Here is a 19895-nt window from a genome sequence, read left to right on the forward strand (position 1 = left end):
TTCGGCTTTGTCCTCAAGCGCCGGACGGGCTGGGGGAGTTGGCTCGGTGGCTGGGGTGGGCCCGGTCCTGCTTTGTCCTCAAGCGCGGGACGGGCTGAGGGGGAGTTGGCTTGGGGGGCGGGGTGTTCAGGGGTGGGTGGCGTCCAGGTCGGTTGCGTAGAGGGTGAGGGCTTTGCGGTAGGGGGTCAGGTGGGGGTGGGTGCTGGTGGTGGCGATGACGTGGAGGAGGGATTCGACCGCGGTTTTGGGGTCGCCGGCGTTGTAGAGCGCCATGGCCAGGAACGTGGTCAGGCCCGGGTCCTCGGGGAATTCGGTGAGGCCTCGTTGCAGGATCGCCACCGCCTTGTCGTGCGCGCCGAACGCACGGTACGTGCTGCCCAGGCCCAGGAACGCGCCCAGGCGGTCCTCGGCCGGCAGGCCGTCCCCGATCAGGGCCCATTCGTAGAACGGCACGGCCTCGCGTTCCAGGCCGAGCACGTCGTGTGCCCAGGCCGCCTGGTAGGCGACCTGGGCGTCGCCCGGATACCGCTCGACCAGCGGCACCAGCCGCGCCCGCGCCTCCTCCACCGAGCCCGCCTCGCGCAGCGCGATCGCCTGGGCCAGGGCCGTGTCCCGTTCGTTGTCGATCATCCGGGCAGTGTTCCCTATCGGGCGGCCCGCACACGGTCCGGCTCGGGAACCACCCGAACCGGCCGCCCGGTTCGGTGTGTGGCCGGGATCGACCACGCGAGCAGCGCCGCGAGCAGGCAGCCGGTACCCAGCATGCCGAAGCAGATCAGGTAGCCGGTCAGCTCCGGTGCCTGGGCCACGCCCGCCGCCCGCGCGGTGCCCGAGTCGACCAGGGTCGCGCTCAGGATCGCGCCGAGCACGGCCGTACCGGTCGCCCCGCCCACCGTGCGCAGCACCGCGTTCATCCCGTTGGCCACGCCGGTCATGTCCGCGGGCACGTTGTCGTTGATCAGCGCGGGCATCGCGGAGAACGCGAGCCCGAGACCGAAGCCGAACAGCACGCCGACCATCGAGAACGCCCACCAGTGTCCGTGCAGCGGCAGCAGCAGGGCGAACGCCGCGCCGCTGAGCAGCGGTCCGAGCACCAGGGCGGGCTTGGGGCCGTACCGATTGGTCATCCGGGCCGCCACCGGCGCCGCCGCCAGGTTGCCGATCGTGCCCGGGAGCATGATCAGGCCCGCGATCAGCACCGACTTGCCGAAGCCGTAGCCGAGCGCCGACGGCGCTTGGATGAACGGCGGGAACAGCAGCGAGGAGCCGTACATCGCCATGCCGGTGAACACTCCGGACAGGTTGGCCAGCAGTACCGGCCGGCGGGCCAACACCCGCAGGTCGACCAGGGGTTCGGGGTGGTGCAGCGCCCAGGCGATCCACGCGGCGAACATCACCGCGGCCAGGATCAGCCCGCCGACCACCAGCGGATCGCCCCATCCGGACCGGCTGCCCATGCTCACCGCGGCCAGCAGCGCGGCCAGCCACGCGGACAGGGTGAGCGCGCCGATCAGGTCGACGTGCCCCTGGCGCCGTTCGGCGGTGTCCGGCACCACCCGCCACACCATCAGCATGGACAGCGCGGCCACCAGCGCGGAGAGCCAGAACAGCAGGTGGTAGTCCCAGCGGTCGGCGATCAGGCCGGTCATCACCGAGCCGAACGTGGCGCCGACGCTGATCGTGGCGCCGATGGTGGCGATGCTGCCGGCCGAGCGCTCCTTGGGGAATTCGTCGCGCACCACGCTCAGCGCGAGCGGGACCACGCCGCCGCCCATGCCCTGGAGCACCCGGCCGGCGATCAGCATCACGTAGGACGTGGTGCACGCGGCCAGCACCGAGCCGACCGCGACCGCCGCGAGCGCGAACAGCAGGAAACGTTTGCGACCGCGCAGGTCGCCGAGCCGGCCCAGCAGCGGGGTGGCCACCGCGGCGGCGAGCAGGTTGCCGGTGAGCACCCACGCGATGGCCGAGCTGGAGACGCCGAGACGGTTCTGCAGTTGCGGCAGGATCGGCGAGACCACGGTCTGCATGACCGCCATCGTGGTCGCGGCGAAGGACAGGGCGACCAGGATCATCGTCGGGCCGTGGCGCTTGGTCGGTGTGCGCGCGGCCCCCTTGGTGCCCGTGCTCATGCCGTCAGCGGCCGGTCCTCGACCCAGTCGCAGTGCAGCGTGCGGGTCTCGATGCGCCAGCCCTCGTCGGTGCGCGCGAACGTGTCGAGGTAGCGGATCGACATCACCCGGTCGCGGCGTACTCCGCACGACTCGTAGATGTGGTGTGCCATGCAGTACGTCTCGGCGTTCGCCCGATCGCCGCCCGGCTCGAAGGCGACGAGCTGATTGGCGATCAGGTGGGTGGTGGCCAGGTATCGGTCCAGGCTCGTCAGCGCCTTGGCGATCTCGGCCCGGCCGGTACGTACCGCCGGCGGCTCGGTGGATCCGGGGTCGCGGTGGATCACCAGGCGGCCCTCGGGGGTGAACATCGAGGCGACGAGGTCGGGCTTGCGGCGATCCGCGCCGTGTGCGTAGGTCTGCGCCACGTCCCGGATCTCGCTGCGATCGCGCAGTTCCCCCGAATCGTGCAGAGCGGGCGAATCCGCCTCGTCGTCGTGCATGTCCACCCTTTCAGCAGCCGTCGATCGCATGCTGACAGCAGTTGGATGACACACGCAAGTTTCTCTGACGTCGCGTCAGTTACATCTTCCGCGCAACGAACCACCCGTTCGGGAGGTCCGACCCGGGCGCCCGGGGTCGACCCGACCGGGCGCCCGGGTCGGTGCGTACGAAACGCCCGAGTCCCGGTCGCGGCCGACCCGCGCCGCGGCCGGCCGGCTACCCCCGCGCCACGAACACCACGTCCGGTTCCCCACGCGGCACCGGCACCTGATGCACGGTCACCTGTGCGAACCGGGCCCGCAGTCGGTCCGCGAAGGCCGGACTCGCGGTCGCGCTCCACACCGTCAGGACTCCGCCCGGCAACATCCTGGCCCGCAGCGCGGCCAGTCCCGCGTCGTCGTACAGCGACGCGTTGCCGTCGGTGACCGTCCAATCCGGCCCGTTGTCGATGTCCAGGCACAACGCGTGGAAGCGCTCGCCCGACCCCTCGCGCGACACATGGGGGCGCTCGCCCGACCCCTCGCCCGACCCCTCGCCCGACCGGGCCGCCGCCTCGTGGTCCGCCCGCTCCGACACCGCGTCGGCGGGCGCGGTAAGAGGGGAGCGCACCCAGGCCACCAGATCCGATGTGATCACCCTCACCCGCGAATCCGCCAGCGCGTGCCCGGAGAAGGGGGCGAGCGGCCCCCGGCCCCACCGCACCACGGCGGGTTCACGTTCGACCACGGTCACTTGCCCGACCCGGGGATCGGTCAGCGCCTCGCGCAGGGTGAAGCCGACACCCAGCCCGCCGACCAGGATCCGCAGCCCTCCGGGGACGCCGCTCGTCTCGGGTGCGTCGGGTGCGTCGGGTGCGTCGGGTGCGTCGGGTGCGTCGGGTGCCTCGGGTGCCTCGGGTGCCTCGGGTGCCTCGGGTGCCTCGGGAGTCGCGCGCGCGTCGTGCGCGTCGAACCCCTCCAGTGCGTCCAGCGCCGTGCGCACCAGCAGCCGCTCCGACGCGCCCGCGCGCGTGTCCATCAGAAAGCAGCCGTTGCTGATGATCTCGTAGTGCTCGCCCACGCGCCGCAGGACGAGTTCGCCGTCCGCCGCCGGGACGCGTTCGATCTCGTGTGCGTCGGTGGTCGGATCGATCGTGTACATCGGTTCACTGACTCCTTGTCGCTTTATGGAGAACGGGTGTCGCCGTGTCGCCTTCTCGCCTCCCGGGCGCCTTCGCATGCCGTGTGCGGCGGATCGCGAGCACCTCATAACAGTGCCATCACGAAGCCGGGGAATTCCGATCCCGAGGGGTCGAACGGTGACACGTGTGCAGTGCTGCGCCCCACCTCGTACCGGGCCGGGCATGGGCTGCCGGCCAGCGGTTTTCGCCGGTTCGGTGACTCTTGCACCCTGTAGGACACCCCGTTAAGGTCCCGGCCATTGCTTCATGGCCCATTGACTGATGGCATGTCAGATCCAGTCGCAGGGACGCCTCGCAGGCGAAGCCCGGGGCAGGGCAAGCACAAGACGAGAACGACGCGAGCACAGCGCAGGAGAAGTACGTGAGAGCGCACCGGGCACATCGGCCCGGCCCGCGGAAACGAAGTGTCGGGAGGGCTGATGGCATCAACTTCCGCCGGGCGGCGTGGGACGCGCCGCCGAGCGGCGGCCGGCTTGCTGGTCGTGCCGCTCCTGTTGGCGGTCGGCTGTAGCCGCTCGGGTGACGACGCGGTGGCCAAGGGTCCGGGATCGGGGGGCTCCGGCACCGCGGGATCCCAGAACCCGAAGGCTCCGGTCGGCTCCGGCGCGCCCGGTGACTTCGGCACGCTCAAGGACGTCTGCGGCAAGGGCGACGGCAAGCCGCTCACCAAGAAGGCCGACCGAGGCGTCACCGAGAAGCAGATCTCGGTCAGCGTGACCGGCGACCCCGGTGCGCCCGCGCAACCGGGCCTGGGCAAAGAGTTCTTCGAGATGGCCGACGGCTTCACCAAGTGGTGCAACGGCCTCGGCGGGATCAACGGCCGCACGATCAAGCTGACCCAGCGCGACGCCGCGCTCAGCAACGTCGGCACGGTGATGACGGCGGCCTGCCAGAGCGACTTCATGGTGGTCGGCGGCGGCAACCCGTTCGACAACGACGGCGTCAAGGCGCGTACCGGGTGCAAGCTCGGCGCCTTCCCGGCCTACGTGGTCGGCGAGGAATCGGCCAAGGCCGACCTCCAGGACCTCGCGGTCGGCCTGCCGGTGTCCACCACGGTCGTGGGCGCGTACAAGGCGGTCTTCGCCGCGCACCCCGAGGTCAAGGCCAAGGTCGGTCTGCTCGGCCAGAACATGGCCTCGCTGCGGCCCTCGATGGCCCGCTACAAGGCGGGTGTGGAGGCGGCCGGCGGCACGATCGTCTACAAGGAGGACGTCCCCGTCATGCCGCCCCCCGGGCGCACGACGCTGGAGAAGATGAAGAACGCCGGGGTCGAGATGCTGATCACCACGTGGCTCGCGGTGGACTCGTCGTCGATGTTCCGCGAGATGGACGCGATGAACTGGCACCCCAAGGTCATCGTCAGTGACGCCTCGGCCTACAACCGCTACACCCTCGCCGCCGCCAAGAACTCCAAGATCCCCGACACCTACATCTACCCGACGTTCGTGCCGCAGTCGCTCGGCGACAAGAACCCGGCCGTGCAGAAGGCGCTGGAGATCCTGCACCTGGCCGAGCCGAGCAAGGACCTGGAGTTCTTCCACATGTCCGGGATCAACTCCTGGCTGCTGTGGGCGAGCGCGGTCAAGGCGTGCGGAACGGAGGTCACCACGGAGTGCGTGCTCGACAAGGGCAAGCGCGCCAACTGGGACGCGGGCGGCCTGTTCGCGCCCGGTCCGATCGTGGAGACCAAGGACGTGCGCGCCGCCGACTGCTTCACCATGGTCAAGGCGACCGCAAAGGGCTTCGAGTACGACGCCGCGCTGACCAAGCCGAACAAGGCCGAGTTCTTCAACTGCGACCCGGCCAACGTGGTGGCGGTCGCGCCCGGTGCGCCGAGCGCGCCGCCGGCCTCGACACCGCCGACCACTCCGGGAGCCGGTACGCCGCCACCCGCGGAGACTTCCGGTGGGGGCAGCCCGCCGCCCGCCGACTCGGGCGAACCGCCGCCGGCCGCGCCGCCGGAGGAGAACGCCTGAGTCGCCCGCACACCCGAGCGACATCGCACCACGGCACCACCCGCTACACCGCATCACCCGGCAACCGCACGACCCGCACCACCGCTACACCCGTCGGCCGCTCACTCCGGTCGGTCCGACCCAGCGACACCCGTCGCCCTCTCGCCCCGCACCGGGCGGGAGGGCGGCCCAGCGGCCCTGACGACCTGTCAGGAGCCGTGCCGCACCAGTCTCCGAGACCGATCGCCCCGCGACACGGCCCGGCCCGAACGGAGGGCGCGTGCACGAGTTCATCATCCTCACCATCAGCGGCCTGGTCACCGGCGGCATCTATGCCATCACCGCCGGCGGCCTGACCCTGACCTACACCACCACGGGCATCTTCAACTTCGCCCACGGTGTCACCGGCGCGCTCGCCGCCTTCACCTACTGGCAGTTGCACTTCGACTGGGGTTGGCCGGTATGGCTGTCCATCGTCGTGGTGCTGGGCATCCTGGCCCCCGCGTTCGGGGTCTTCCTGCACTTCGCCATCATGCGACGGTTGGAGGGCACGTCGGAGACGACGCGCCTGATGGTCACCGTCGCGGTGCTGCTGAGCCTGCTCGCCGCGGTGATGTGGATCTGGGATCCGCAGACCCCGCGCAACGTGGTCAACTTCTTCCCCGGCGAGTCCGTGGACATCGGCGGCACGCGCGTGTCCTACCACGACCTGATCACCCTGGCCGTGGCGCTGATCGTGGCGATCGGCCTGTGGGTGTTGCTGCGCTCGACCCGCGCGGGCGTGGCCATGCGCGCCACCGTCGACGACCGCAACCTCGCGGTGCTCAACGGCTCGCGCCCCGAGGTGCCCGGCATGCTGGCCTGGGCGACCGGCACCATGCTGGCCGCGGTGGCCGGCATCCTGATCGCGCCCAAGCTCTCCTTCGCCGCGCTGCCGCTGACCCTGTTGATCGTCAACGCCTACGCAGCGGCGGTGATCGGCCGGCTCAAGAGCCTGCCGTGGACCTTCGTCGGCGCGATGATCATCGGGTTGGTCACCGAGTACGGCAAGGGCTACCTCACCGAGACCAGGTTCCCCACCGCGGGCCCCTACCTGTCCGGCCTCACCGACTCGATGCCGGTGCTGGTGCTGTTCGTGGCGATCCTGCTGCTGCCCACCTCCCGGCTGCGCGGCCACGCCTCCTCCCGCACCCGCGAGATCGCGCACCGCCCGACCTGGACCGGCTCGCTCGTCTTCGCCGGCCTGGTGATCGCGGGCGCGGTGGTCGCGGCCAACACCCTCGGCGCCGCCGACCTGTTCGCCAGCACCAAGATGTGGGGCTTCGCGATCATCGGCCTGTCGGTGATCCCGCTGGTCGGCTACGCCGGGAAGATGTCGCTGGCCCAACTGGGCTTCGCGGGCATCGGCGCGATCTGCGTCTCGCACCTGGGCTCCGGCGGTAATCCGCTGGGCCTGCTGTGGGCCGCGCTGATCTGCGCGGGCATCGGCGTGCTGGTCGCGCTGCCCGCATTGCGCCTGTCCGGGATCTACCTGGCCCTGGCCACCGCCGCGTTCGCGGTCATGCTGGACCGCTGGATCTTCCAACTGCCCGCGTTCACCTGGGGCGACACCAGGATCGACCTGTTCAACAGCGGCACGCTCAACTTCGAGCGCTTCGACTGGCCGGGCATCGACATCTCCTCCGACCGGGCCTACTTCATCTTCGGCGCGGTCTTCTTCGCGCTGTCCTCGCTGGTGGTGGTGTGGATCCGGCGCGGCGAGTTCGGCCGCAGGCTGCTGGCGATGAAGGACAGTCCGGCGGCGTGCGCGACGATCGGGATGAACCACAAGCTGACCACGCTCACCGTCTTCGGCCTGTCCGCCGCGATGGCGGGCGTCGGCGGCGGCATCATGGGCGGCGCGCTGGGCACCCTGTCGCCGGTCAACTTCGACTTCACCGCCGGGCTTTCGGTGCTGATGCTGATGGTGATCGCCGGTCTGACCTCGCCGGGCGCGGCGCTGTTCGCGGGCATCTTCCTGGGCACCCCGCTGATGACCAACCTCTTCCCGGACTACGCCCAGCTCACCACCATCCTGATCGGCCTCAACGGCATCGCGCTGGGCAAGAACCCGAACGGCTTCATCGCCGCCAAGATTCGCCCGGAATGGGAGCCCGCGCTGCGCCGGCCGGTCATCCTCGCGGCAAGCGCCGCAGCGCAACTGGCGCTGGTCGTCCTACGGTTCACCGACGTGATCGGGAACTGGGTCTTCGTCGTCGGGATCCTGCTCGCGGTGATCGGCATCCCCGCCGCGGTCAAGGCCGAACTGATGCTCAAGGCACCGCGCGCCGAACAGGAGCTGCCGCCGGGCCTGTCCGAGCAGCCCGAGCAACTGGGCCTGAACGGCGCCCGGTTCGAGGCCGCCGACATCGAGGCCCTGGACAAGCTGATCGCGATGCCCTCGCTGCCGACGGTCGCGATGGCCGATACACCGTCACCCACCCTGCCTGGAGCGCGTCATGGGGCTTGAGGTCGAGGGCGTCACGGTCCGCTTCGGCGGCCACACCGCCCTGAACAACGTCAACATCTGGGCCCACGAGGGCAAGGTCACCGGCCTGATCGGACCCAACGGCGCGGGCAAGACCACGATCTTCAACGTGATCACCGGTCTCCAACCGCCGTCGTCGGGCCGGGTCAGGATGGACGGGCGCGACGTCAGCAAGCTCGCGCCCTACCGCCGGGCCCGCCTGGGCATGGCCCGTACCTTCCAACGCCTGGAGCTGTTCGGCTCGTTGACGGTCCGGGAGAACATCCAGGTCGCCGCCGCGCAGTACCGCCGGTTGCACCGGGGCACCCGGGAGACCCCGCAGGACACCTCCGCGCGCCTGCTGCACCGCCTGAACCTGACCGAGATCGCGCATGTGCGCGCCGACCAACTGCCCACCGGGCAGGGCCGCGTGGTCGAGCTCGCGCGTTCGCTGGCGTCCCGGCCCAAGATCCTGCTCCTGGACGAGCCCGCCTCCGGCCAGGACGACGAGGAGACCCGAGGCTTCGGACAGTTGTTGCGCGAGATCGCCGACGACGGGGTCGCGGTGCTCCTGGTCGAGCACGACATGGATCTGGTGATGAACACCTGCGACGAACTGCACGTGCTTGACTTCGGCAAAAAAATCGCCAACGGTACGTGCGACGAGATCCGCGCCAACACCGCCGTACAGGCGGCATACCTGGGCACCGCCGACGCCGCGGAGGCCGCCGAAGTCCTGCAGGAGACCGTATGACGCTGAACGTGGCCGACGCGCCGCCGGCCGGCCCGCGCGGCATCCCGCCACTGCTCGAACTGCGCGGCATCAGCGCCGCGTACGAGCAGGTCGAGGTGCTGCACAAGGTGGACCTCGCGGTGCCCACCGGCAAGGTGATGGCGGTCCTGGGGCCCAACGGCGCCGGCAAGACCACGATGCTCAAGGTGATCACCGGGCTGCACGAGCCCACCGGCGGGGACATCTACCTCGCCGGGCGGTGCGTCACCGGGGCGGCGCCGGTGGACCTGGCCCGGATCGGCCTGTGCAGCATCCCGGAAGGCCGCGGCGTCTTCCCCAATCTCACCGTGTCCGAGAACCTGTGGATGGCGACCTACCGAGGGGTCTCCCGCAAGGAGATCGAGGAGAAGGTCTTCCCGATCTTCCCCCGCCTCAAGGAGCGCCGGACGCAGGCCGCGGGCACGATGTCGGGCGGCGAACAGCAGATGCTGGCCGTCGCCCGGGCGATCGCCACCAACCCGGCCATCATCCTGCTCGACGAGCTCTCGATGGGCCTCGCGCCCCTCGTCGTCGATCAGTTGTACGACGTGGTCGGCAAGATCGCCGAGACCGGTGTCACCGTGCTCCTGGTCGAGCAGTTCGCGCGTACGGCCCTGGCCGTCGCCGACCTCGCCGCGGTCATGAGCGGTGGCCGGATCCTTCAGGTCGGCACCCCGGACGAGATCGCCGGCGACCTGCACAGCGCGTACCTGGGCGGCTGATCGCACATGGCCGTCGGGTACGTACCAACCTCACGGCGACCCACGAGGTGAGCACTTATATGAGTATGAACAGCGTGAACGCCGACGGGCACCCCGCACCCGCGAGGCCCGGCGGCGAGCCGCCGACGGTTCCGCAGGGGGTGCCGACGGCCGGACCACCACCGGCGTTCGCCCCGCGCCACGCGGCGATCCCGGCGGCCACTCAGGATCGGACCCGGCAGTTCACCGCCGACGTCGGTGCCCTCAAACTGCGCGCGCCCAAGACCATGCTCGACACCCAGTTGATGTGGCTGGGCGTCGGTCTCATGGTGCTCGGGATCGGCATGGGCATCGGCGCCTACTTCATGTCGCACGGCACGACGCTGATCCTGACCCAGAACGACGCGATCACGTTGGGTCTCGCGGCGATCCCGGTCTCGCTCCTCGGGTTCGCCCTCTTCATCCGCTATTCGTTGTCCACGTATCTGCGGTTCTGGCTGGCCCGGCTGATCGCCGCCCAGCAGATGCCGCAGGCCGCCCCGGCGGTCGCGGGGCCGGGCGCGGACGCCACGGCGGTGCTGCCCGCCACCCCGGCGGGGCACTGAGCGACATTCCGGGGCGAGGACTCCTCAACGGGCCGCGCGCGGTGTCATCCTGAACGGGACGGACGCCGCGCGCAGCACCCGTGGAGGGCAGCGAGGACATGAGCGACAACCCGCAACCGGCGGACCCCGGTCCGACCGACACCCCCGCCCGGGACGGAAAGCGCCTCCGGCTGGTCACGGTGGTGTGGGCCGTGCTGATGACGGTCGCGGTCGTGATGATCATCCTGATGCTGCGCAGCTAGTGCCGCGCGCTCGTGACCCGGCTGTGGCCGGCCTCCGTGCGGAGGCCGGCCACAGCCGGGTCGACGCTCGTTCAGATCGCGGGCGGCAGGTCCACCAGCGTGCCCAGCGTGGCCCGATGCCGGTCCGAGGTGCCCAGCAGCAGCGAGGACGCCATCGCCCGCTTGAGGTACAGGTGCGCCGGGTGCTCCCAGGTGAAGCCGATCCCGCCGTGCATCTGCACACACTCCTCCGCGGCGCGCACCGCGACATCGCCGCAGTACGCCTGGGCCAGCGCGGTGGCCACCGCCGCGTCCGCCGAGTCCTCGGCCAGACACGCCGCCGCGTAGCGCGCCGCGGCGCGGGCGGCGGCGATGTCCGACCACAGATCGGCCGCGCGGTGCCGCAACGCCTGGAAGGAGCCGATCGGCCGGCCGAACTGGTGCCGCACCTTCAGGTACGCCACCGCCTCCGCCAACGCCTGCTCGGCCACCCCCAGTTGCTCCGACGCCAGCAGCGCCGCGCCGTACCGCAGCGCGTGCCCGAACGCCGCCTCGGCGTGCTCGGGCCCGGCCAGCACCCGGCCGTGCACCTGATCCAACGTCAACTCGCCCACCGGGCGGGTCGCGTCCAGCGAGGTCACCGCGCGCCGGGTCAGGTTCGCCGCGTCGCCCGCCACCAGGGCCAGGTGCGGCTCGCCGGCCACGATCACCGGGACCACCAACAACTCGGCCCGATCCGCGGCCAACACCCCGGTCACCGCGCCGGTCAGCGACAACCCCGGCCCGTCCGGCGCACCGGTCACCGACAGCGGGAAGGCGGCCCCCGGCCAGGTGCTCGCGGTCACCGCGAGCGTGCCGGTGCGGGTGCCGTCCGCGAGCACGCGCAGCGCGCCGTCGCGCGCCTCGCCGGCCGGGCAGGCCAGCAGCGCCGAGCCGGCCAGCACCGCGCTGGCCAGGAACGGCACCGGCGCCACCGCGCGACCCAACTCCTCCAGCACCACCGCGACCTCCCGAGGCCCCGCGCCGGCCCCGCCGAACTCCTCCGGGATCAACAGCCCGGCCAGGCCCACCTCGGCCGCGACCGCCTTCCACAGCCCGTCGTCGTACGCCTCGTCGGTGTCGATCCGCGCCAGCACGTCGTGCCACCCGCAGCGGTCCCGCAACAACTCGCGCAACGTCGCGCGCAGATCCTCCTCGACCTCGCCGTACAGCAGCGACGGCATACCGGACTCGCTCACCGCGGCATCTCCTTCCACGGCACCCTGGTGTCCGTGCGCGGCTCGCGCGGCAGGTCCAGGATCCGGTCGGCGATCACGTTGCGCAGCACCTCGGACGTGCCGCCCTCGATCGAATTGCCCTTCGCCCGCAAGTAGTAGTAGCCCGGCGCGCGCGCACCGAGCGTGGCCTGGCCCAGCTCGCTGCGGCGCATCGCCCAGTCGTCGTAGCCGAGCCCCTCCTCGCCGGTCAGCTCCAGCCACAACCGGGTCACGTCCTGGTTCAGCCGGGCGTAGGCGATCTTGGCCGCCGACCCCTCGGGGCCGGGCGCGCCGGCCGCCAACTGCTGGCGGATGCGCTCGTTGCCCAGCCGGGCCACCTCGCACTCCACCCAGGCCCGCAGCAGCCGGTCGTGCAGCCCGGGCGTACGCAGCTCCGGTCGATCCCGCCACATCCGCGCGACCGCGCCGATCGCGTCCGCCTCGCGCGGGGCCGCCGCGCCGCCGATGGCCACCCGCTCGTTCATCAGCGTCGTGTTCGACACCGTCCAGCCCTGGCCCACCTCGCCCGCCCGGTGCGCGTCCGGGATCCGCACGTCGGTCAGGAACACCTCGTTGAACTCGGCCTGCCCGGTGGCCTGGCGCAGCGGACGCACCTCGACCCCCGGCGACGTCATGTCCAGGAAGAAGTAGGTCAACCCCTGATGCTTGGGCAGGTCCGGATCGGTCCGGGCGAGCAGCATCGCCCAGCGCGCCTTGTGCGCGAGCGAGGTCCACACCTTCTGACCGTCGACGATCCAGTCGCCGTCACCCTCGCGAACCGCCCGGGTGGCCAGACCCGCCAGGTCCGAGCCCGCGCCGGGTTCGCTGAAGAGCTGGCACCAGATCTCCTCGCCGGTCCACAGCGGGCGCAACAACCGGGCCCGCAATTCGGGGCTTGCGTGCGCGACGATGGTCGGCGCGCCCATCCCCAGGCCGATCGGATTGCGGTACCCACTGGCCGCCTTCGCGCCCGCCGCGGTCAACGCGCTCTCGAGCACCTGCTGCAACGCCCGCGAGGCACCCAGGCCGCCGCAGCCGATCGGGAAGTGCACCCAGGCCAGGCCCGCGTCGAAGCGATGGCCCAGGAACTCGGCCGAGGGCATCGTGGTCGGATCGTGTGCCGCGACCAGTTCGGCCACTCTGTGCCGCACCTGGGCCGCGTCGACGGCACCGGCACCCGGTCCGCCGCCGGCAGGGTCGTCCGGTTCTCGGTCGCTCACGCCGTCCCGCTCTCCCACAACCGGTGCCTCCGTCCGTCGTCATGACGCCCTGTTCATCGACACCGACGCACCGTCGACAACCGGGCCACCTGGATGCTAGGCGTTGAACTCACCGGTAGGAAGCCCGCGCCCGGGCCCCCAAGCGATGCGCCCAGGCGATATGTTCGTCTCCCCGTGTGATCGAGCCACCCGCACGGACTTCAGCCGGGACCTTCCGGGATGCCGCGCGTCGCAGGGGGTGCTGTACCAGTCATGACCGCCGAAGAACTCGAGGCGGGTCTCGCCGCCGAACTCGCCGCGGACGGGGAGTCGGTCACCGAAGCACTGGACAAGTGGTCGGTGCGCACCCCGATGCGGGTCTTCATCCACTACGGCGAACACGGCCTGGATCTGAGCTACGCCGAGGCCAAGCGGGCCACCGACACGATCGCCGGCAACCTGGCCCGGGCGGGCATCCGGCGCGGCGACCGGGTGGCGGTGCACTGCCGCAGCGCGTACGCCGCCGCGCTGTGGATGTTCGGCATCTGGAAGGCCGGCGCGGTGTACTGCCCGCTGGACGCGGACGCGATCGGCGACCTGCTGGTCGAGCAACTGGAGGCCACCCAGCCGCTGCTGGTGGTCACCGAACGCGCGCTGGTGCACACGCTGGAGACGGTACGCCCGCATCTGAACCGGCTGCCGAGGCTGACCGTGCACGACGCGGTGGGACCCAGGCCGCCGCACGGCTACCCCGAGATCGCCTACGCCAACTTCCTGGCTCGCGCGGTGCCGCCGGCGGTGACGATCGACCCGGGCGACATCGGGATGATCGTGCACACCGCCGGGGTGACCGGGCGGCCCAAGGCCGCCCTGTTGGCGCACCGTTGGCTGGCCTCGTACACGCTGCTGCTGCGCCGGCTCACCACGCCGGAGGACGTGCTGCACGTGGACCTGCCGCTGCATTCGGTCCAGGGCGCGTTCGCGGGACTGGCCCGGGCCGCGTGGGCGGGCGCGGGCGTGTCGCTGTGGGACCGTTTCCATCCGGTCGACTTCTGGCGTCGCGTGGCCTCGGCGGGGGCCACCGGCGCGGTGCTCACCGAGACGATGGTGGGCTGGCTCGCGGGCGCGCCGGAGCGGCGCGGCGAGCGGAACAACCCGCTGAGCACGGTGCTGATGCAGCCGCTGCCGCCGACCCACCACGCGTTCGCGCGTCGGTTCGGGATCGACACCGTGGTGGCCGGCTACGGGCAGGTCGAGACGGGCCTGCCGATCGCGGCCGTCCTGGTCGGCCTCGACCCGAGCGAGGTCACCCCGGCGCCGCTGCGCCGCGGGCTGACGCCGGCGGCGGTCGCGAAGGTGTGCGCCCGATTGGGCGTACCGGTGATCGACGGGGCGCGGATCGTGCGCAAGGGTTGTCTGGGCGCGCCGTTGCCGTTCGCCCGGGTGGCGATCCTGGACGAGCACGACCGGCCGGTGCCGCGCGGCATGGTCGGCCACCTCGCGGTCCGCCCGCACCTGCCGGGCCTGTTGGTGCAGGAGTACGTGGACGATCCGCTGAGCATCGCGGAGGCCACCCGCAACCTGTGGTTCCACACCGGCGACGCGGCGGTGCTCGACGAGGAGGACGGGCTGCTGCACTTCGTCGACCGGGTCGTGGACCGGATCCGGATCCGCGGCGAGAACGTGTCGGCGTACCACATCGAGGACCTGGTCAACCAGCATCCCGACATCGCGGTGGGCGCGGTGTTCGGGGTGCCCGCCGACCGGGACGACGAGGACGAGGTGGTCCTGTACGCCGAGCCCGAGCCGGGCCGTGCGCTGGACCCGGACGAGCTACGCGCGTGGTGCGCGCAGTCGTTGCCCGCGTACATGCGGCCGGAGCACGTGCGGATCGTCGCGCGGATGCCGCGGACGCCGAACGGGCGGGTGGAGAAGTATCGGCTGCGCCGGCACTTCCTGGGTCTGGCCGATCGTCCGGGCCCGGCGGTGCGCGGTGTCGCGGTGCCGGCGGCGGCGCCGATGCCCGCGGCGCGGCCGGCGCTCGCACCCGCGCTGTCCCCGGTGCGGTCCGCGCTGCCGCCGTCGTTGCCGCCGGGGACGCGGCGCTGACCTCGTTCGCCGCGCTGGGTCATGCCGATAGCTGATCGTACGGATATGTCGCTTTCCATTGGGAAGGCGTAACACGCGCGCGACTTTGCGGGCGTGGGCAGATCCGAGGAGCGGCACCCATGGACAGCACGAACGGCGTCACGGGACCGACCGCCGAATCCGGCGCGGGGCGGCATCGGCGCAGCGGCAAGGGATTCGGGTTCGGCCTGCTGGTCGTGCTCGGCACGATGTTGGTGCTCGGCGGGATCGTCGGTCTGGTCTACACGGGCGTGGCCACGCTGACCACGATGGTGTTGTTCGGCTGGCTGCTGCTGATCGGCGGCGTGGTCGGGTTCGTACAGGCCATCCAGGCGCGCAAGGAGAACGCGTTCTGGCTCGTGGTCGCGGTCTCCGCGCTCAACATCGCGGCGGGCGTGGTGTTGTTGCGCCGGCCCGAGGTGGCGGCCGAGGCGCTCACCCTGTTCGTGGCCCTGTTGTTGCTGGGCGCGGGCATGTTCCGGATCGTGGGCGGCGTCGCGAGCATGTCCGCCAAGATGATCTGGACCGTCCTGGTCGGCGTGGTCGACCTGGTCCTGGGCCTGCTGGTGCTGGCCGAATGGCCGAGCAGCAGCCGCTACGCGATCGGTACGTTCATCTCGCTGGCCCTGCTCTTCGACGGACTGAGCCTGGTCAGCCTGGGCCTGACGGGCCGTCGGATCGTCGGCATGGTCCGCGAGGCGGAGGTCCCGGAGGCGGGGTCGCCCGCGGCGGACGAGGTCTCCCGCGACCCGGCCTCCGCCGAGTGGAAGGCCGAACAGGACGGCACCAGGGAAGGCACCTTCAAGGGCCCGGACACGATGACGAAACGACGCGACGACGAGGTGTAGGCCGGACGCCCTCGAACGCCGGACGGGCTGTTCCAGCCCGTCCGGCGTTCGAGGGCGTCCGGCCCCGGCAGGGGCCCATGGTGCGTCGGTGACCGGCGAAGCGGCGGACGGACCTACTTCGCCTCGACGTGCGCCGCGGGCGCGCGCCGGCTCATCAGCAGCGCCGGCAGGAACGCCAGTGCCATGAAGCTCACGGCCCACCAGTACGTCCCCTGGAAGGCGTCCGCCAACCGCGGCCCGATCTCGGTGATCACCGCCGGCGACAACGAGTGCAACTCGCCGAGCCCACCGGCCCCCTGCCCGGCGGGCAGGCCGTCCCGCATCGCGCCGGCCAGCAGCACCGACATCAGCGCTCCGCCGACCGCGGCCGAGACCTGCTGGATGATGGTCAAGGTGGTACCGGCGACCGCGACCTGCTCGTGCGACATGGCGCGCAGCGCGGAGGCGGTGGTCGGCATCAGCGTCATGCCGACCCCGACGCCCATCACCGACAGGCAGGACATCAGCACCCAGTAGGGGGTGTCCGCGGCGACCTGCGTGGTGAAGGCGAGGAACCCGGAGGCGGCGACCACGATCCCCACCAGCACGATCCGTCCCGGCGCGACCCGGTCACTGAGCCTGCTGGCGACCTGCATCGACAGCGCGGTGGCCAGCGCCTGCGGTGCGCCCAACAGGCCGGAGACGGTGGCGCTCTCGCCGCGCACCAGTTGGTAGTACAGCGGGGCCAGCATCATCGAGCCGAAGTACGCGCAGACGAACAGCACCATGGTGCCCGCGGCGGCGACGAACGGGCGACTGCGGAACAGTCGCAGGTCGATCAGCGCGTGCTCGATCCGCAGGGCCCGGACCACGAAGCCGACCACCAGGAGCGCGCCGAGCACGGCCGGCACCAGTGCCCCGGTGGAGCCGAAGTCGCCCTTGTCGCCGCCGGTGGCCAGGCCGTAGATGAGCAGCGCCAGACCGGGGGAGAGCATCAGCAGCCCGGGTACGTCCAGCGGCTTGGTCGGCTGCGGGGTGTCCCGCGGGAAGACCCTGGCGGCCAGCCCCAGGGCGATCGCGCCGATCGGCACGTTGATGAAGAAGATCCAGCGCCACGACACGTCGTCCACGAGCCAGCCGCCCAGGATCGGGCCGGCGAGCGGGCCGATCAGGACCGGGATGCCCAGGATGGCCATCGTGCGGCCCATTCGGCCGGGATCCGAGGCCCGGGCCAGGATGGTCATCCCGACCGGCATGATCAGGCCGCCGCCGAGCCCTTGGAGGACCCGGAAGGCGATCAGCGACTCGGCCGACCAGGCCAGTCCGGCCAGCACGGATCCGGCCGCGAAGGTGCCGATCGAGAACATGTACAGGCGTTTGGTGCCGAACCGGCCCATCGCCCACGCGGCCACCGGGATGACCGTGGCCAGGGCCAGTGTGTATCCCGTCGCCACCCATTGGATGGTGGCGAGCGGGGCGTCGAAGTCCTGCGCGAGGTGGTTGAGCGCGACGTTGACGACGGTGACGTCGAGTACGGACATCACCGAGCCGAGGACGACCACGAGGGCGATCGCCGCGATGCTTCGGGAAGGGGTGGGGACGTCGGCCGCGGGCGCACTCGCGGTCGGGGCGGTGGTGGTTGCCATCACGGGCTCCTGGCGTTCGGCGGGGAAATGGCGGCGGCTTCCCGGACGGTTCTCAGACGCCGTACGGGCGACGCGCGCGCATCGACCGGGAGGCGTCGGTCCACCACGCGAGCTGATCGAGCATCACCTTGGCCGCGGCGTCGGTGCCCGCGACGTCGACCGGCTGCCCGTCCGCGTCGAACTTCTCCCAGGCCATCGGGAACGCCAGGCCGTCCCGGGTGGTGACCATGTGCTGCTCGGCGAAGACCAGGCGCAGTTGCTCGACGGCGCGCAGGCCGCCGGAGATGCCGCCGTAGGACACGAAGCCGACCGGCTTGCCCTGCCACTCGCCGCGGAACAGGTCGATCATGTTCTTCAACCCGGCCGGGAAGCTGTGGTTGTACTCGGGCGTGACCACCACGAACGCGTCGGCGGCGTCGAGCCGGGCACCGACCGCGGTGACCACGGCGGCGGGTTCGCTGCCCATCGGGGCCCACACGTCCGGCAGCCGGTCGTGCGCCAGGTCGATGATGTCCACCTCGAAGTCCCCGTGCTGCTCGGCCTTGGCGGCGAACCAGGTGGACACGACCGGAGCGAAGCGACCCTCGCGGGTGCTCCCGACGATGACGGCCAGTCGGAAGGTGCTCGGGGCGGTGGTGGTCTGCGTGTCGGTGCTCATGGGATCCCCCAAGAAGATGAAGAGAAGTGCGAACGAGTCCTGTGCGGGCCCGGAATCGGTTCCGTCCGAGCGCCTGGTGAAGACGTTAGAAGTTCAAGTCGACTTCAGGTCAAGCCCGGCTCCGCACTTCTCTTCCCGAGTCGTCACCCGGACCCGGCCCGGGGGTTGCCGGTGCCGAGGGGAAATCGTTCAGGCGCGCTTCGAGTCCGTCGCCGTCGGGGACGCCTCGTCCGGGCCGCCGAGGGTGGTCAGGACGGCGATCGTGGCCAGGGCCACGGCACCGGCGCACACCATGACCGTCGAGGGGGAGGAGGCGTCGACGACGGCGCCGCCGGCGAGCGCGCCGCTGGCCAGGGTGAGCTGGAACGACGACGTGAACACGACCGTGGCGGCTTCTTGGGCGTGCGGCGCGGAGCGGGCGAACCAGGTCTGCGAGCAGGCCGGGACGGCGCCGTAGGCCAGGCCCCACACCACGAGTAGGCCGATCGCGCCCGCGTCCCGGCGGCCGAGGAGTGGGAACAGCAGCGTGGCGACGGCGATCAGCGCCGCGCACGTGACGAATGTCGCGCGCAGGTCGCGGACCATCGTCACGCCGGCGACGAAGTTGCCGATGATGCCGGCCACGCCGAAGGCCAGCAGATAGACGCCGATCAGCTCCCGGTCCACCCGGGTGACCTGCTCCAGGAACGGCGTCACGTACGTGTAGGCGCCGAAGTGCGCGATCACGATCAGGCAGGTCGCGGCGAGGCCGATCCGGATGCCGGTGCCGCGCAGCAGAGCGCGCAACACCCGGGCCCGGGTGACCTCGAGCGCGGGCAGCGGCGGCAACAGCACGGCGAGCGCGATCGCCACGCCCAGCGCGAGCACGCCCATGACCACGAACGAGGCGCGCCAGCCGATGTGTTCGCCGAGCTGCGTACCGGCCGGCAGGCCCAACACGGAGCCGGCCGGAACGGCCGCGAAGATCACGGCGGTTGCCGTACCCACCCGCTCCGTGCGCACCAACCGAGGCGCCAGTCCGGCCCCGATCGACCAGAACCCGCCGATGGTGACCCCCACCAGCGCCCGCGCCACCAACACCACCCAGAACGCGGGCGCGATGGCCGCGAGGAAATTCGCCGCCGCCAACAGCACGATCAGCGCGACCAACATCGTGCGCCGATCCAGCCGCCCGGTGGACACCGTCACCACCGGCGCGCAGACCGCCGCCAACAGGCCCGGTACGACCATCAACCACCCCGCCGTGCCGTCCGAGACGTCGAAGTCGTCCCCGATCGGCGTCAACAACCCGATCGGCAGAATCTCGGTCGTCACGATCGCGAAGATCCCGACCGACAGACACACCACGCCCGGCCAGTACCGGCGCGGCTCCGCCGCGTGCGATCCGGGTGCGTCGGCGGTGTGCGAGTCGGCTCCGGCAATGACGGACATGACGTCCCTTTCGGCAGGGCGGGGGAGGGGACCCCGACAACGGGGAGTCCCAGTACAACCGCCCCCGCCGCCCCGGGTCTGGCGGTATCCCGCCCTCAACGTCATCCCGCCCTCGACGTCACGAGCCCGGCGCCCCCCGACCTCCCGACCTCCCGACCTCCCGACCTCCCGACCTCCCGACCTCCCGACCTCCCGA

Annotated in this window: 17 protein-coding genes; 8 read left to right on the plus strand and 9 right to left on the minus strand. The window is 71.4% G+C overall.

The window, feature by feature from the left end; all coding sequences use genetic code 11:
* Positions 1 to 126 precede the first annotated feature (126 nt).
* From OG948_RS28220 to OG948_RS28235, 4 genes are all read right to left on the minus strand, one after another.
* Positions 127 to 630, minus strand: a complete 504-nt coding sequence (locus OG948_RS28220) for a tetratricopeptide repeat protein (RefSeq protein ID WP_406299130.1) — start codon at positions 628 to 630, stop codon at positions 127 to 129.
* A gap of 14 nt (positions 631 to 644) precedes the next feature.
* Positions 645 to 2132 carry an MFS transporter gene (locus tag OG948_RS28225; protein ID WP_406299131.1) on the minus strand — a complete coding sequence of 496 codons (1488 nt, stop codon included), beginning with the start codon at positions 2130 to 2132 and terminating at the stop codon, positions 645 to 647.
* On the minus strand, positions 2129 to 2614 hold the full coding sequence (locus tag OG948_RS28230) for a nuclear transport factor 2 family protein (protein WP_395859543.1): 486 nt from the start codon (positions 2612 to 2614) through the stop codon (positions 2129 to 2131). Before OG948_RS28230 ends, OG948_RS28225 begins: the two co-directional genes overlap by 4 nt.
* Before the next feature lie 217 nt (positions 2615 to 2831).
* Positions 2832 to 3755 (minus strand): spermidine synthase, encoded by a 924-nt coding sequence (locus OG948_RS28235; RefSeq protein ID WP_406299132.1) that lies wholly within the window; start codon positions 3753 to 3755, stop codon positions 2832 to 2834.
* A 459-nt stretch (positions 3756 to 4214) separates the two neighbouring features.
* Between OG948_RS28235 and OG948_RS28240 the strand changes: the two genes are divergently transcribed.
* From OG948_RS28240 to OG948_RS28265, 6 genes are all read left to right on the plus strand, one after another.
* Complete coding sequence (locus OG948_RS28240; RefSeq protein WP_406299133.1) at positions 4215 to 5771, plus strand: ABC transporter substrate-binding protein; 1557 nt, start codon at positions 4215 to 4217, stop codon at positions 5769 to 5771.
* Positions 5772 to 6030: 259 nt separating this feature from the next.
* A complete protein-coding gene (locus tag OG948_RS28245) occupies positions 6031 to 8259 on the plus strand; it encodes an ABC transporter permease subunit (RefSeq protein WP_406299134.1) in 2229 nt (742 codons plus the stop codon).
* A complete protein-coding gene (locus OG948_RS28250; RefSeq protein ID WP_406299135.1) occupies positions 8249 to 9010 on the plus strand; it encodes an ABC transporter ATP-binding protein in 762 nt (253 codons plus the stop codon). Before OG948_RS28245 ends, OG948_RS28250 begins: the two co-directional genes overlap by 11 nt.
* Positions 9007 to 9750, plus strand: coding sequence for an ABC transporter ATP-binding protein (locus OG948_RS28255; RefSeq protein WP_406299136.1), 744 nt, complete (start codon positions 9007 to 9009; stop codon positions 9748 to 9750). The genes OG948_RS28250 and OG948_RS28255 overlap by 4 nt, the downstream gene beginning before the upstream one ends.
* Positions 9751 to 9809: 59 nt before the next feature.
* Positions 9810 to 10334 carry a hypothetical protein gene (locus OG948_RS28260; RefSeq protein WP_406299137.1) on the plus strand — a complete coding sequence of 175 codons (525 nt, stop codon included), beginning with the start codon at positions 9810 to 9812 and terminating at the stop codon, positions 10332 to 10334.
* Positions 10335 to 10432: 98 nt separating this feature from the next.
* The gene (locus OG948_RS28265) at positions 10433 to 10576 is read left to right on the plus strand and encodes a hypothetical protein (RefSeq protein WP_395859536.1); all 144 of its coding nucleotides are present in this window, start codon (positions 10433 to 10435) and stop codon (positions 10574 to 10576) included.
* A 71-nt stretch (positions 10577 to 10647) separates the two neighbouring features.
* On the opposite strand, the gene OG948_RS28270 is transcribed toward OG948_RS28265, so the two are convergent.
* The gene (locus OG948_RS28270; RefSeq protein ID WP_406299138.1) at positions 10648 to 11793 is read right to left on the minus strand and encodes an acyl-CoA dehydrogenase family protein; all 1146 of its coding nucleotides are present in this window, start codon (positions 11791 to 11793) and stop codon (positions 10648 to 10650) included.
* Positions 11790 to 13031 carry an acyl-CoA dehydrogenase family protein gene (locus OG948_RS28275; protein ID WP_406299139.1) on the minus strand — a complete coding sequence of 414 codons (1242 nt, stop codon included), beginning with the start codon at positions 13029 to 13031 and terminating at the stop codon, positions 11790 to 11792. The genes OG948_RS28270 and OG948_RS28275 overlap by 4 nt, the downstream gene beginning before the upstream one ends.
* Positions 13032 to 13283: 252 nt before the next feature.
* Here OG948_RS28275 and OG948_RS28280 point away from each other — a divergent pair, with 252 nt between their 5' ends.
* Both OG948_RS28280 and OG948_RS28285 read left to right on the plus strand, forming a co-directional pair.
* On the plus strand, positions 13284 to 15119 hold the full coding sequence (locus OG948_RS28280) for an AMP-binding protein (protein WP_406299140.1): 1836 nt from the start codon (positions 13284 to 13286) through the stop codon (positions 15117 to 15119).
* Between the two features lie 119 nt (positions 15120 to 15238).
* The gene (locus OG948_RS28285; protein WP_406299141.1) at positions 15239 to 15985 is read left to right on the plus strand and encodes an HdeD family acid-resistance protein; all 747 of its coding nucleotides are present in this window, start codon (positions 15239 to 15241) and stop codon (positions 15983 to 15985) included.
* Between the two features lie 113 nt (positions 15986 to 16098).
* Here the strand turns inward: OG948_RS28285 and OG948_RS28290 are convergent, their stop codons facing one another.
* The 3 genes from OG948_RS28290 to OG948_RS28300 form a co-directional block, all read right to left on the minus strand.
* A complete protein-coding gene (locus OG948_RS28290; protein ID WP_406299142.1) occupies positions 16099 to 17610 on the minus strand; it encodes a DHA2 family efflux MFS transporter permease subunit in 1512 nt (503 codons plus the stop codon).
* 52 nt (positions 17611 to 17662) lie between these two features.
* Entirely contained in the window at positions 17663 to 18268 is a 606-nt protein-coding gene (locus OG948_RS28295) for an NADPH-dependent FMN reductase (RefSeq protein ID WP_406299143.1), read from the minus strand.
* A 189-nt stretch (positions 18269 to 18457) separates the two neighbouring features.
* On the minus strand, positions 18458 to 19699 hold the full coding sequence (locus OG948_RS28300) for an MFS transporter (RefSeq protein WP_406299144.1): 1242 nt from the start codon (positions 19697 to 19699) through the stop codon (positions 18458 to 18460).
* Positions 19700 to 19895: the final 196 nt, after the last annotated feature.

The organism is Embleya sp. NBC_00888 (assembly GCF_045207655.1).
Lineage (GTDB): Bacteria > Actinomycetota > Actinomycetes > Streptomycetales > Streptomycetaceae > Embleya.